This window comes from Flavobacterium sp. GSB-24 (assembly GCF_027924665.1).
In the GTDB taxonomy this organism is placed as follows: domain Bacteria; phylum Bacteroidota; class Bacteroidia; order Flavobacteriales; family Flavobacteriaceae; genus Flavobacterium.
In genome coordinates this window covers 4,546,338-4,562,274 of the sequence record NZ_AP027043.1, presented here as the reverse complement: position 1 = coordinate 4,562,274, position 15,937 = coordinate 4,546,338, and the positions used below count along the sequence as shown (strand labels likewise).

The 15,937-nt window shown below is 35.3% G+C and carries 7 protein-coding genes; all 7 read left to right on the top strand.

What is annotated here, in order from left to right:
• Positions 1-23: 23 nt before the first annotated feature.
• On the top strand, positions 24-1,019 hold the full coding sequence (locus QMG60_RS19260; RefSeq protein ID WP_281866090.1) for an alpha/beta hydrolase: 996 nt from the start codon (positions 24-26) through the stop codon (positions 1,017-1,019).
• 1 nt (position 1,020) lies between these two features.
• Positions 1,021-1,818 carry a rhamnogalacturonan acetylesterase gene (locus QMG60_RS19255; RefSeq protein WP_057116378.1) on the top strand — a complete coding sequence of 266 codons (798 nt, stop codon included), beginning with the start codon at positions 1,021-1,023 and terminating at the stop codon, positions 1,816-1,818.
• 82 nt (positions 1,819-1,900) lie between these two features.
• Positions 1,901-9,187: a pectinesterase family protein gene (locus tag QMG60_RS19250; RefSeq protein WP_281866089.1), complete on the top strand. Its 7,287-nt coding sequence runs from the start codon at positions 1,901-1,903 to the stop codon at positions 9,185-9,187.
• 85 nt (positions 9,188-9,272) lie between these two features.
• Positions 9,273-9,923, top strand: a complete 651-nt coding sequence (locus QMG60_RS19245) for a hypothetical protein (protein WP_281866088.1) — start codon at positions 9,273-9,275, stop codon at positions 9,921-9,923.
• 328 nt (positions 9,924-10,251) lie between these two features.
• Complete coding sequence (locus QMG60_RS19240; RefSeq protein ID WP_281866087.1) at positions 10,252-10,821, top strand: RNA polymerase sigma-70 factor; 570 nt, start codon at positions 10,252-10,254, stop codon at positions 10,819-10,821.
• Positions 10,822-11,016: 195 nt separating this feature from the next.
• The gene (locus QMG60_RS19235) at positions 11,017-12,156 is read left to right on the top strand and encodes a FecR family protein (protein WP_281866086.1); all 1,140 of its coding nucleotides are present in this window, start codon (positions 11,017-11,019) and stop codon (positions 12,154-12,156) included.
• 132 nt (positions 12,157-12,288) lie between these two features.
• Complete coding sequence (locus QMG60_RS19230; RefSeq protein WP_281866085.1) at positions 12,289-15,936, top strand: SusC/RagA family TonB-linked outer membrane protein; 3,648 nt, start codon at positions 12,289-12,291, stop codon at positions 15,934-15,936.
• The last annotated feature ends 1 nt before the right edge of the window (position 15,937 follow it).

Below are 15,937 nucleotides of genomic sequence, written 5' to 3'. Positions count from 1 at the left end.
ATAATAAGTTAAAGATATGGACAATGAAATTTCAAAATAAAAATCTTAGCGCAGTAATTATTGGGGTTTGTATGATTTTCTTTCAAAACATAAACGCTCAGTATTTAAAAGGCATTACAAATGTCAGGGATACTTCGTTTACCAATGTAAGTGCTTTTAAGAAAACACTTAAATATTTTCCGCAAACGACGAGAGTTCCAGAACTGCATTTTGATAATGTGATGCGGCAAACAGATATAACTTATTGCAGTTACGGAAAACGTAAAATGAAACTGGATGTTTTTTATGATAAAAATGTCAAGAAAAAACAAACCGCAATTATCATTATTCATGGCGGAGGCTGGCGTTCTGGAAGCAGACAGCAGCATCATCAAATGGCACAAAAACTCGCAAGCCTGGGATATGTGTGTTTTACGCCAGAATACAGACTTTCTACAGAAGCGCTTTTTCCCGCAGCGATTTACGATCTCAAAGCATGCATTCGCTGGGTAAGAGAAAATGCAGTAAAGTATAATATCAATCCAGATCAAATAACTGCTCTCGGATTTTCGGCAGGAGGCGAATTGGCCGCTTTTATGGGCACGACAGCAAATATGCCGCTTTTTGAAGGCATGGTAGTCCATTCAAATTTAAAATCTCAGGTGAATGCTGTGGTGAGTATCGATGGCACTCTTTCATTTGTACATTCTGAAAGCAGTGAAGGAGATGACAGTAAAAACATTTCGGCAGGAACCTATTGGCTTGGTTATTCCAGAAAAGACAATCCTAAACTTTGGGAAGCTGCTTCTCCTCTCAGTTATGTAAATGCATCAACACCGCCAACATTATTTATCAATAGTTCAATAGCACGAATGCACGCAGGAAGAAACGATTACAGAAAGGTTTTGAATGAAAACGCAATCTATTCTGAAGTTCATGAATTTGAAAATTCCCCTCATTCATTTTGTCTTTTTAATCCGTGGTTTGAGCCTACAATTCAATACATCGACAATTTTTTAACTAAAATATTTAGCACATAATATGAAAACAAAATTTGTAATTCCACTAGTAAGCATGACTCTAGCAGTCTTGATAATGGCTTTTACCAGATCGAAAGCGGTAACCACAGTTTATTTAATCGGCGATTCCACAGTAGCTAATTATGCCAATAATTACGAAGAAGGAAAAGATTACATGAAAACCCGATATCCAGTTACAGGCTGGGGACAAGTGTTTCAGCAATTTTTAGTCAAAGACAGCTTAAAAAAGATCGATAAATTAATCAAAACAGACAGCGCATTTGTAGATGATAGGGCAAGAGGCGGCCGAAGCACTCGTACTTTTTTTCAGGAAGGCAGATGGCGTTCTGTTTATGAAAATCTCAAAAAGGGAGATTTGGTTTTAATGCAGTTTGGTCATAACGATGCAGCTGAAGACAAACCAGAACGCTATGTTAATCTTGAAGGATATAAAGAATTCTTAAGGCTTTTTATTGAACAAACAAGAGCAAAAGGAGCCAAACCAATTTTGATAACTCCAGTATCTAGAAATTTTCCATGGAAAGAAGGTAAACTGCAGAATATTCATGGTTTATATCCTGACGCTGTAAAAGAAATTGCAAAAGAAATGAACGTAATGATTATCGATTTAAACCAGAAATCAATGGACTTTTTTACAAAGAAAGGACAGCCTTATGTGAGTGAAAACTATTTTATGAATTTACCCGCAGGATTATATGAAGCTTATCCAAATGGTCAAAAAGACAATACACACTTTCAAACCAAAGGTGCTGTAGAAGTTGCAAGGCTTGTTTTTGAAGGAATGAAAGAATTAAATTAAAATTTTTATAAACCGTCAAAAGAGTGTGAAGAAGAATAAAAACTCTTTTGACAAACTATTACTAACTAAAACCAAAAACCAAATGAAAAAACAATTTATTCACCTATTCCTCATACTGTTTACAGTAATGGGGTTCTCTCAGACCATTGAGAGAATTGAAGCCGAAACTTTTAATCAGGCTTCGGGGGCGAGGGCAGAAACCAATGCTTCTCTTTCGGGAGGAGGAAACGTAGGTTACATTAAAAATAATACGTGGATTAAATTTAATGCCGTCCAGTTTACCGAATTTGTAACTCGTTTTGATATCGCCGCTGCGGGTTCAGCAGGAGGTAATATCGAATTGAGGTTAGGATCTGCAACAGGAACTTTAATAGGAACAGCTGTTGTCTCTGGAAGTACTGGATTTTCTGATTATAAAAAGTTCTCTACCACCATTACGCCAACAACAGGTACATACGATTTGTATCTGGTTTTTACAGGATTAGGAACGGGCTATTTATTCAATTTAGATTACTTTGAAAAAATAACCGAAAATTCTAATGCGATTACTTATAAACTAACCACAAGTGTTAATCCTGCTTCATCAGGAACTGTTGTTACTAATCCTGGAGGAAGCACATTTGCAAAAGGAACCGAATTAAAATTAACTGCCAATAAAAATTTCGGATATAATTTTAAACAATGGATAGATGATAAAGGCGCTGTAGTTTCAACAGCAAATCCTTTAACCTATACCATCAATGACAATACAACTCTTATTGCAGAGTACGAAACAATTCCAACTTATAACCTGACCGTTAATGTTAATGGAGCATTCGGATTAGGAGATTATTCTCTTGCTCCAGCTGGAAAAGACGGTGCATTTTCGGTGTACGAAAAAGGAACAAATGTTACCATTACGGCTGTTGAAAATGATATTATTAAATTCAGCAATTGGTCTGATGGTTCTACTTCTTTAAGTACCTCTGTGGTTATGGATCAAAACCAAACAGTTACAGGAACTTATGCCAATCAAAATTTTATTGCGGGATGGACATTCAAAAATGACCAATATGCTAATCCGAGAGTAGCAGAACTTTATTCTAAAATAGAAAATAAACCTCAATTATTTGCTTACAATGTTGCCGACAATGTGTTTGCGCCTAATGTAAGACTTCAAAACAGAGGCGGAAAAAATGGGGTTTGCGTCTGGAATACAGAGCGAGGAAATTTCTATTATTTTATGACAACGCTTTCTACAGTTGGTTATAAAAATATTAATGTTGCCTCAGGACTGCTTGGCTATTATTATGGAGCTGATGAATGGACTTTTCAATATTCATTAGACGGCGTAAATTTTGTTAATGTTTCGGCATTAACGACCATCAATACTAATACAATTACTTCTATTGGAGGAATTCTTCCTGCTGAAGCAGAAGGTAAAGAAAAAATATACCTGAGATGGTTTCCAAATATTAACGGACCCAAACACGGATCTGCTGTCGATGTAACGGCTACGATTTTATCTAATGTGATGATTAAAGCCGATGAGGTTTTGGTTACAGATACAAACGCACCTGTTCTCGAATCTTCGTTTCCAGCAGAAGCTTCATTAGCTGTTGGCGCAAATGGAAATATCATTCTGAACTTTAACGAACAAGTTCAATTAGGTTCTGGACAAGCAGTTTTAAACGGAAAAAATCTAACTGCCGAATTCGTAAATAAAACGGTAAAATTTAGTTATTTCGGATTAGAATATAATAAACAATATACTTTTAGTATACCTGCAGGATTTGTAAAAGACCTTTCCGGTAATAATGGTGACGCGATTAGTTTGTCGTTTAAAACAATGGAAAAACCAATTCCGGTTAAACGAAAATTTGATTTAATTGTCGATGCTGATGCTACTACAGAACAGCTTGCTTCTGGAAAATATGTAAAAACCATAGCCGAAGCATTTAACGCAGCGCCTAATAACTCTGCATCGAGATTTTTGGTTTTAATTACCAACGGAACCTATAATTTGGGTGGAGATGGTACAAATCCGCAGGATATTGTATTGAAACTTCCATCAGGAAAAAACAATGTTTCTTTGGTTGCACAATCCAAAGACAAAGTAATCTTTCAGGGAAATCCAGGTCAGGGAATTAAAAATGCCGTTCTCTCTATCGAAGCCAATGATTTATACATGGAAAATATTACGATAGAACACAAAGACGGAATTATAAATTCTGGACAAAAACCTGCACTAAATCCCGCAGGAGATCGTAATGTTTATAATGGAATTAGATTAAGAAGTAAACAAGATACGCAGGTAACAGGCGGAAAAAGAAGTTTTTACTATAAATCTACCATTGAGGGAGATGTCGATTTTATCTGCGGAGGAGGAACACATTGGTTTGAAGAATGTAAATTGGTTTCTGTTGCACCCGGTTATATCGTAGCACCAAACCACGATGCAGCTACACAATATGGTTATATTTTTAATAATAATACCATTACTGCTTCAGCCAGTTATTATTTAGGGCGTCCGTGGCAGAATTCACCAAGAGCAGTTTATCTCAATACCAAAATGATAAATGAACCCAATGTACTTGGATGGGCAAATATGGGAACATATCCAGCACTTTTTGCAGAATACAATAGTGTAAACGGAAACGGAATTGCTGTTAATACCGATAACAGAACCAATACATTTACAGTAAATGGCATTTCGCAGACAGGAAATTATAATCCAGTTTTGACAAAAGCTCAAGCAGATGAATTCACAATCGAAAATGTGCTGAGCGGTACAGATAAATGGGATCCGCGCAGAGTTGTAGAACAAGTTACAAAACCAGCTAATCTTATTGCTGCTGAAAATAACACTTTAAAATGGGATGAAAATCAATATGCAATGTGTTATGTTGTGAGTAAAGACGGAAAGATTTTAGCCATTACGACTGAAGCAAGTTATGTAGAAACTTCTAAAACAGCAGGTACTTATGCATACACCATACAAGCTGCAAATGAATATGGCGGATTAAGTGATGTAAGCACTATTAATATGACAATTGGCGGAGCTGTTAAATCTTCTATTGCCTATTTAAATTCGATTGATGGTAATGCTATATCAGGTTTAACACCAATAGAATATACTGAAGGTACAGCTCAAACACTGCCAGTTCCAACTTTAAAAGGTTACACTTTTTTCGGGTGGTCAGCTTCTGCTTCAGTACCCAATTCTTTAAAAGAAATTGCAGCTACAGTAACAGGAAATCAAACATTATATGCTTTTTGGGGAACAGCAGGAAATAACAAACCTGATGAAGTAACTCCGCCAACAAATTTTGATTATGAATTTACAGCAGCAGTCAATAAAAGCTGGGATAATGCAGCAAATTTCAGTCCAGCTGAAATGCCAGTTGCAGGTAAAACTGTTTCAAGCACAAAAGAAATAGAAACAACAGCTACTGTTTTTCCAGCTGATATTATTTTTTCTGGCGCAGGCACACTTCGATTAAGAGGTGCTCATAAAGCCACAGGAAATTTAATTTTTAAAGACGGAACACGCGTATACTATAATACAAGCGGTGCAGGAATGACGTTAGAAGCTCCAATAGTAGTTTCTGGAAATGTGAAATTTGAAATGATTTCAGGAATAGCCAATCAAACCATAATGACTCTAAGCGGACCAGTTTCGGGTAATGGAACTATTATTCCAATAAATATAGGGCAGGGAGTTAATCCAAATACAGGAATTTTACTTTTAAAGGGAGATAATAGTGAATTTATCGGAACTTGGGATTTAACTCAAAAAAGTACAAAATTCCCAGCATTAAATTATCCAACTGCAATTGATGGAGCATCTGCAAATGCTTTTGGTTCTGGAACAATAAACGTTGGTCAGGATAATTACGTAATTTTTAGTCATGAACGCGCCGCAGGGTCAAACTTAAATTTGAATATAACGGCTAATGGAAAAGCGGCATTAAATACTGTTTTGAATGTTCAAAAGCTTACTATAAATGGAGTAGATTTTAAGGAAGGACTTTATGACAAAACCACAAATCCTGAGTTTTTTACAGGAGAAGGAAAGATTGAAGTGAAAAAAGAAACTACTGGCGGAGGTACAGAAACCGTTCCTGCGTTTCCAGGAGCAGAAGGTTACGGTAAATACGTAACAGGAGGCCGCGGCGGAAAACTAATTTATGTAACCAATTTAAATGATTCGGGAGCAGGTTCTCTTCGTGATGCCATAAATCAGGCAGGTCCGAGAATTGTTGTTTTTAAAGTATCTGGAAATATCGAATTGAAAAGTGAATTAAATATTACGGATAATATCACTATTGCCGGACAAACAGCGCCAGGCGGTGGTATTACGATAAAAGATTACAATGTTAAAGTAAGAGGAAATAATGTAATTCTTCGTTATTTACGTTTTAGAATGGGAGATACTCATGATGTAGAAAATGATGCATTAGGCGGACGTTTCCAGAAAAATATTATTGTAGATCACTGTTCGATGAGCTGGTCAACAGACGAATGTGTCTCTTTTTACCAAAATGAAAACTTTACGCTTCAATGGTGTATCATTTCCGAAAGTCTACGTAATTCAGTTCATGCCAAAGGAGCTCACGGTTACGGTGGTGTTTGGGGAGGTAAAAATGCTTCTTTTCACCATAATTTATTAGCGCATCATGACAGCCGTAATCCAAGGTTGGGAGAATATGCTAACGATATTTTTGCAAAAACCGATTTAGTTGATATTCGTAACAACGTCATATACAACTGGGGAGGAAACAGTTGTTACGGCGGAGACGCTATGAATGTGAATCTGGTTAATAATTACTGGAAACCTGGCCCTGGAACTTCTAATTCTACTAAAGAACGTATTTTATCAACTGGAAGAAGTTTAGATGCCACTTCTCCATTATATGGAATCTGGGGTAAATATTATGTAGACGGTAATTATGTTGTCGGTTCTCCAAGAACCACTCAGGATAACTGGACTTATGGTGTTTACAGTCAGTTTCACAGCAGTCAGCTGCCGGTAAGTGACGCTGATAAAGCAGCATTAAAAATTGATGTTCCTCATTCATTTGGAGAAATAACAACTCATACTGCCACAAAAGCATACGAATTGGTTTTAGAAAATGCAGGTGCCAATTTATACAGAGATGCTGTAGATAAAAGAGCAGTAGATGATACTCGCTCTGGAACTGCAAGTGTTATGAATGGCGGTAACGGAAGTACAAACGGTTATATCGATACGCCATCAGCAGCTGGCGGATGGCCGGTTCTTCCTACTGGCGAAGCACCTTTAGATACAGACGGAGACGGTATGCCGGATAAATGGGAAACAGAAAAAGGATTGAATCCTGCAAGTGCTGCCGATGGTAATTTAAAAACAGTTGATGGCATTTATACCAATATTGAAGTTTACATCAACAGCCTTGTGTATAGTATTACGTCAACTCAAAACGGAAGTTTAGATGTTTATGTAAATCCGCAAAATTTTGTTGAGAAATATAATGCAGCAGAAGATGGTACAAAGTTTATTATGGCTGGCGGTACGTACACAGCCAGTACTCCGCTAGCGGTGAAAAATCATAAATATACATTTGTTCCAGATGAAGGTGCAAAACCTGTTTTTGCTGGATCTTTTTATTCAGAAAATCCAGAAATCTTCTCCGGAAGTTTCAGTTTCAATGGTGTAGATTTTGATTTCACAAATGCTGATTCTAATGTAATGCAGTTTAAAAAAGGAGCAGGTTTGTCTAATTTTGAAATTAAAAACGCTTCGATAAAAGGAATCAAACAAAGTTTATTAATAACAGAAGGAACTAGTGAACATCCAATTTCAAAAATTGCTTTAGATAATTGTTTAATTGACGGAAGCACCGCTCAAGGGGGTAATTTTATCCAGCCAGATTCACATATTGTAAATTCGGTTTCGATTAAAAACTCGACCATTTTCAATTATTCAAAAGGAAACAACTTTATAATTCTTCAGAAAAAAGATAATGTAAACGAGCCAATAAATGTAACGATCGAAAATAATACAATTTATAATGCCTGCAGTCAGGAAGGAAATGGTTTTGTATTTATAGATAATCAATACAGTAAAACATCAACTTTCACCTTCAAGAATAATATTATGCAGGACGAACGTGAAAATCCGAAAGCGATTTATATGTTCTATTCTAACAATGTCAATGGCGCAGGAACGGCAGTTTTAGACAACAATCTTTTTACAGGAGTATCTTCTCAATCGACAAAAGGAACTATTGCCGTTACAGAAACCAATGTTAAAACATTGACAGGTTTAGGTATGACAGCACTTTCATATCCTAATCCACTACAGGGAAATTTTAGTTTTTCTAAAAATTCTCCATTAGCAGCAGCAGGTATCGGCGGCGGCGCTTTGGGAGATCTGAGATGGTTAAAAGCAGATGCTAAATTTTCACCAATAAATTATCTGAATTCTATCGATGGAAAACCCATAACACTTTCACAAGCTGAATTTATGGAAGGATCAATTACCAATTTAGGAACACCAAAATTAGAAGGATACACTTTTTTTGGCTGGTCAAGTACAGCGACTTCGCCTGGATTAATTAAAAGTATTCCAGCAACAGCAACAGGAAATCAAGTGTTTTATGCTTTTTGGGGCGAAGGCGGAAACAACAAACCCGACGCAAAACCAGTTGTAAAATCTACAATTTCCTATATGAATTCAATTGACGGTAAAGCTTTAACGGGTTTAATTCCATTAGAATATACTGAGGGTACATTATTAACGCTGCCCGTTCCAGTTTTAAAAGGGTACACATTTTTCGGATGGTCGACTTCTGCCACAGTGCCTAATTCTTTAAAAGAAATTGCAGTTACTGCAACAGGAAACCAAATTTTATATGCTTTTTGGGGAGCAGGAGGTAATAACAAAGCCGATGAGGTTGTGCCGCCTACTTTCTATAACATCTCTTATATGAACTTACCATCAGGAACAGTTAATCCTAATAAAGCAAGCGTAGAAACGGGAACTGTTTATAAACTTGAAGAGGCTTCTTGCGTAGGTTATCGTTTTTTAGGATGGTATTCTGACAGCGCTTACGGAAAAGAAATAAGTGGATTTGACAGTAAACAGAAAGAAAACTTTACGCTTTACGGGCGCTGGAAAAAGTTAGGAGATTTTTATGCATTTCCAACAGTTGCAACTGGTAAAATTACCTTGAAATCCAGCATTGACTATGACAGCGTAGTAATTTTTAGTATGAACGGACTTCTGATAAAACAATTGGATACAGCAGGTTTTGAAACGGATATTTCTATATCAGATCTTGCATCAGGAAGTTATTTCATCAAAAGCCTAAAAACAGGGTTATCTACTAGAATCATAGTTAAATAAGTTTGAAATCAGGGACAGGAATTTGATTTATTGTCCCTGATTATGAAAATGAATTCATTAGTATAAAAAATTTAATCATAAAGATATGAGTAACAGTATCAAATTATTAGCGCTGGTTTTCATAACATTATTTTCCTCCTGTTCCAAGGATGATGAGGAAAACTCCAATGGAAATGGAAATCAAGGTTTTTTAAAAATAGGGAATCAAAGTGTCGAGTTATCGCAGGGTTATCTTGAAAATTTCGGCGTTCGAGGAAATGCATATAACATTGATTTTTCATTAAAATCGAAGTCGATTTCTGGAGAAGAGGATGGGGCAGTAGTGTATTTTGAATTGTTTTCTTCCCTTCAAAATAATTTATCAAAAGGAGATTATGCCTTTGGCGGTTATTCAGAAGCAACTGCTTATACTTTTACAAGATGGGGACAATCTTTGATCGGTAAAAATATTAATTCTGAAAAAGGAGGAATGTCGGTTAAAAATGGCATCAGCATTAGACCATCAGGCGGGACTTTTAAAGTGATAGAAAACGGCCAGTTATATAAAGTTAGTTTTACAGGCAAAGGTACTGCCAGTTATTATAAGGACGGTGTACTAACTTCGAGTGAGAATGATGTAAGTTTTAGTATGCAATATCAAGGCGATGTAAAACGCTCTGAAGGAAAAACTTTTACAGCCAAAAAAGTATTTTCAGAAGAACGATTAGAAAAAAATCATGCGGTTATTTTTAATTAAAAAAGTTTCTAAGAACAGAAAGCATTAATTAGAATTGCTTGATTGCATTCTAATCGAATTTAAAAACAGAAATTGGTCCAAAAGATCATTTTCTGTTTTGTTGTTTTAGAATATTTCTGATTTTAATTGTAAGTGAAAATCTGAAATTTTTCATTAGAAAAAGAGACCAGTAAAATCGCTTTTTTCGCATAATGGAATCATCAATAAAAGATGATGTAAGAAAAGGATTCTTATAAAACTATGCATCCTTTTGTAACTGAATCATCTTTTAGTTTTTAACACAAAAAATGTTTAATATTGCTTTTTTGATTCTCAACCCTTCCCATAAATGCCTATTTATAGCGAATATGCTGATCATATTTTAGTTGATCTTCTTAAAGAAGATGATCAGCTAGCGTATACAGAAATTTTTCAAAGGTATTCGAAACTTTTATTGAATCATGCCTATAAAATACTTGAAAATCAAGATGAGGCCAATGACGTTGTTCAAGAGGTTTTTCTTTCGATCTGGAACAAACGTTACGAATTGATACTAACAGGATCTCTTTCTTCCTATTTATATAAAGCGGTAAAAAATAGAGTACTCAATTATATCGCTCATGAAAAAGTGGTTTCCCGCTATGCCGATTCCATTTCTAATTTTGTTGAAAACGACTATGTATTTGCTGATTCTAGACTTAGAGAAAAAGAATTAGAAGCAATAATTGCAAAAGAAATTGCTTTGCTTCCCGAAAAAATGCGCGAAGTTTTTCTCTTAAGGAAAGTTGAAGAACTTTCATATGATGAAATTGCACTTCAATTAAATATTACAGACAAAACAGCCAAACAGCAAGTTTATAATTCCGTTAAAATATTACGAGAAAAACTCAAAAATTTTATGGGTGTTTTTATGTGGTAACTATGTCGCTGTGTTTTTGTTAATTTCTCTCGTAAAATATTGATATATCGTTGTAATCCGTAAAGAAGAGTTAATACTATTCTTGCTTTATTAATGATATGATAATAATTTTTTAATTTTTTTTTGTCATTGTCTATGACAAAACTCATTTCTAACTGTCTTACTTAAAACGGGACCAAATTTCGTATTGTATTTATGAATGAAACGGAAATTTTAGCATTGCTAAAAAAATATCAGGAAGGGACTTTATCTCATGAAGATAAAGACAAACTCGATGCCTGGTATTTGCATAAAGCTTCGAATAGTAACAGCCAGCTTAATGAGTATGAACTACAGGATAGTTACAAATTGCTGCAATCGAAATTACCTTTGTATAAAGAAACAAAAGTAATTCGCATTTGGCCTCGTGTTGCTGCGGCCGCATCAATAGCCGTATTATTGGGTACGGGAATATTTTATTTCACCAAACCCAAACAACAAAATATTGAGGTTGCTGCAAAACCACAAGAAATTGCTCCAGGAGGCACTAGAGGAATCTTAACGCTTTCTAACGGAAAACAAATTGTCCTGTCTGCGATTTCTGGAAAAGATACAATTGCGAAAGAAGGAGACGAGCAAGAGGTGACTATTAAAATGGGAGCAAATGGTGTTATTACTTATATCATTAATCCAAATGCTGATGCTTCAAAAGATGATCCAGATTCATTTAATACGCTTTCAACTCCAACAGGAGGACAGTATAATATTGTCTTGGCAGATGGAACCAAAGTATACTTAAATACCGTTTCATCCATTAAATATCCAACTCAGTTTAACGGCGATCAAAGAGTTGTGGAGTTAGAAGGAGAAGCTTATTTTGAAGTAGCCAAAAATAAAAATAAACCTTTTATAGTAAAGTCAGGCAACCAGTCGATTGAAGTACTGGGAACTCATTTTAACGTCCATGCTTATAATAATGAATCGGTTTTAAAAACCACTTTATTAGAAGGAAGTGTTGCGGTTTCTTATAAAAATCAAAAATCAATTTTAAAACCCGGACAGCAGTCTAGTGTATCTGACAATTTTGCTAAAATTAAAATTAAAGAAGTGGATACCGAAGCTGCGATTGCCTGGAAAAACGGCCGTTTTAAATTTGATAATGCCGACTTAAAAACAGTGATGAAACAACTGGAACGCTGGTACGGAATTAAAGTAGAATACCGCGGCAATGTTTCGGATGTGAGATTTAACGGAGGTACGTTTATGAATAAAAATTTATCTGAAGTATTAAAAGTACTTGAGCTTAGTAATATAAAATTTAAGGTCGAAGGAAAAACAATTATTGTTTATCCCTAAAGCTAGATTTACCGTATATATTGGTCTATAAACTAAAAAACCAGAGGCAGTTGCGATGCTTCTGGTTGTTATAAAAGTTTATAGCCAGTATAAGTTGTCCACCTATTGTTTAACTATAACCAATGTAAATGTATGAAATTAAATTTACAACCAAAAAAACCTTACAAAAAATCTGGAAAAAAGATTCCCAGATTTAATTTTTCTACTTGTTTAAAGATATTCGGTGCACTTATTATGCTGCTTTGCAGTTATTCAGGACAAGCGCAGAATATTAGCATTAATTTCAAAGACGCACCGCTTGAAACGGTTTTAAAAGAAGTTGCTAAACAAAGTAACTACGAAGTCTTTTATACTCAGAAATTGCTCAAAGATTCGAATCCTGTTACTATTTATGTAAAGAATTCGAGTTTAAAAGAAACATTAAATCGAATTTTCAGTTCGCAAAATTTAAAATACTCGCTTACCAATCAAACCATTGTGGTAACTGCAGGAAAAGAAAAAGCGGAAAATTTGGGAAACGGATCAATCGACGTCCGAGGAAAGGTCTTAAATAATAAAAATGAGCCTTTTCCTGGAGTCACTGTTACCCTTGTAGGAACAAACAGAAATAGTATAACCGATTTTGACGGAAGTTTTACATTTGATAATGTTCCAGAAAATGGCATTCTTGAATGCTCTGGATTGACTATTGAGAAAAAATCTTTTGGTATCTCAGGCAAAACACAGCTGACCCTAGTTGTAGAGGACAAAGTGGCTGCGATGAAAGAAGTTGTGATAACGGGATTTCAAACCATAGCAAGAAGTAATTTTACTGGAGCAATTGCCAAAGTTGATGAAAAAACATTAAATGAAAACATTAATACTGATTTATCAAGTGCGCTGGAAGGTCGTGTTGCAGGTTTGATGTTTCAAAAAAATCCAAGCGGCGCTGCAGCAGATAAACCAATCTTGAGAGGTATAGGTACTTTTTCTTCTCTTGAAGTTGGTTACAGTCCGCTTATTGTAATAGATGGTCTTCCAACAGAATTGACTCTAAATGATATTAATCCTTATGATATAGAAAGTGTAGACGTTCTTAAAGACGCAGCTGCGGCTTCTATTTACGGTTCAAGAGCAGCAAATGGTATTATCGTCTTAACAACCAAAAAAGGAAATGGGAAATTAAAAGTAAGTATAAATTCAGATTTCTTTATTGCCGAAAAACCGAATTTGCGAGATATGAATTATGCTTCTACAAGTGATATAATTGATCTTGAACAAGCTGTATACAATAGAGAAAGAGCCAGATTTGCAAACACATCGACGATGTTTAACAATTATGGAGATATTGGAAACAGCAGTATGAAATATTACAGTCCTCTTTATCAGCTGAACAGAAATTTGGAAGAAGGAAAAATTAGTAATGCTGATTACGACAGCACACTTGCGCAATGGAGAAAAAACGACTACATACAAGATTATCATGATAATGTATGGCAGAATGAATTCAGACAGCGTTACAATATTGCATTTTCTGGTAGTACAAGTAAACAAAATACATACGTGTCGTTAAATTACGACGAATCAAAAAATCGGGTAAAATTCAACCAAAGCAGAGCCTTTAATCTTTATGCAAAAAGCAGTTTTCAGATCAATAACTGGTTGAATGCAACATTTGGGATAAATGGAACTTATAGCAATGACGACGTAACCGATGGTGATTATAATGATTACCTGACTATTCAAAAAAGATACGAGCGAATTACAGATGACAATGGAAATCTTGTAATAGCACCTTTTGTTGGAATTAGAGATGGTTTTACTTCCAGCGGTGTTATTAATCCGGCTGTTGCCGAAAAACTGGCAAGTTTAAGTGGTTTTAAACCAATGTCTTTTAATATTTTAAACTCACTTCAAGAAGGGATTGAGAAACAAAATTCACTAAGTTTAAGAGCATTTGCTAACCTAAAAGCTAAAATTTGGAGAGGACTAAGTTATAATACACAGTTTCAATATGAGGTAAGAAGAAACGATAATGAACAGTATTATGACATTAACTCTTATAAAATGCGTTATGCAATTAATACACTGACAGGATATAATCCAACAACAAATGTTTATACACCAGTAGAAGGCTTTTCTACAGGAGGACGTTACGAACAATCTAGTAATCAATCTACTAATTACTCTTTTAGAAATCAGTTAGACTATGCTGAGGAATTTGGCGAAGGGAAACATTCTATTAATGCTTTAGCTGGTTTTGAAATGCGCGAAACTTTTCTGCCAAGAACTGTCGAGTCGCTGCGTTATGGTTACGACCCTGTAACGCTTACATCGGCTGTAATGAATAATCTTGCGTTAAGTCAGACTGGAGTTTCAAGTTATATATTCGGAAATAATAGAACTTTAGGGGCTTTAGCGAGAACACAAAAAGAAATACTACACCGTTATTTTTCAGTATTTAGTACTGCGAGTTACACCTATTTATCTAAATATAACTTAACAGGAAGTTACCGTGTAGATAGAGCAGATTTATTTGGAGTAGATCCGAAGTATAAAAATCGTCCTTTATGGTCTGCAGGTTTAGGATGGAATGTCAGCAATGAAGAATTCATGAAAGAAGTAAAGTGGGTAACCTCTCTTAAACTTAGAGGAACTTATGGTATTAACGGAAATATAGATCAAAGTACAACTCCATACATTACCGCTACAAGAAGAAACGATAACTTATATCAATCTTTACAATACACCAATATTACAGCACAGCCTAATCCTATGTTAAGATGGGAGAAAACGCAAAGTACAAACGTTGGTTTAGATTATAGTTTGTTTAGGGCGAAGTTAAATGGTAGTATCGATTTATACCGTAAATATAGCAGCGACTTATTGGCAACGACAGATTTAGATCCTACAGTGGGAGCTTTGACAAGAAGAATTAATGCTGGAGCGTTATTAAACAAAGGAGTCGAATTTACTGTTGGGTCTGAATGGTACAACAATGGTAGTTTTCGTGTAGCTTCTAATGTTGTATTTGCTTACAACAAAACAACTGTTAGAAAAGTGACAAGAGCACAGTCATCAGCTTCTGTATATATTGCTTCGCCTGGAGATTTCTTTGAAGAAAATGAATTGTACAATAGTTTATATGCATACCAATACGGAGGAACAACAAATGGTTATCCGTACGTTTTAGATGAAAATGGCAATCCATCAATTACTTTTGATGCAAATGGCAATCCAATTTCTACAAGTATAAAAACGGTAACAAATCCCGATGCATTAGTAAACATGGGAAGTTTAATGCCAACTTATACAGGTTCGTTATCACAGCGATTTTCGTATAAGCAGTTTGATTTGAATTTCTTATTTGTTTTCTCTGGTGGGAACGTAATGCGTAAAGAAGTTCTTGCGATGGATACAGATGTGGTAAACCTATCAGGTATTGCAGATCGTTACACAGATGCCAATCAAAATGGTAATACGCGTTTATATGTAGATTTAGACGAAAGTGTTAGAAATTACGCAACTACTATAAGCAGCCAGTGGAAAAATTCAAGTGCAAATGTTGTAGATGGAGATTATATCAAACTTAGAAACATTTCACTAGGTTATAATCTGCCAAAAACCTTTGCTGCTAAAATGAATATTTCATCAGCAAAATTTACTTTTCAAATGAATAATATTTGGTATTGGAGTGCAGCCGGAAATCGTATCGACCCAGAAGTTTACAGCGCAAACTCTGCTACACGTAATTTGCCATCGCCAAAAACGTATTTATTAGGCTTTAACCTTACTCTTTAAA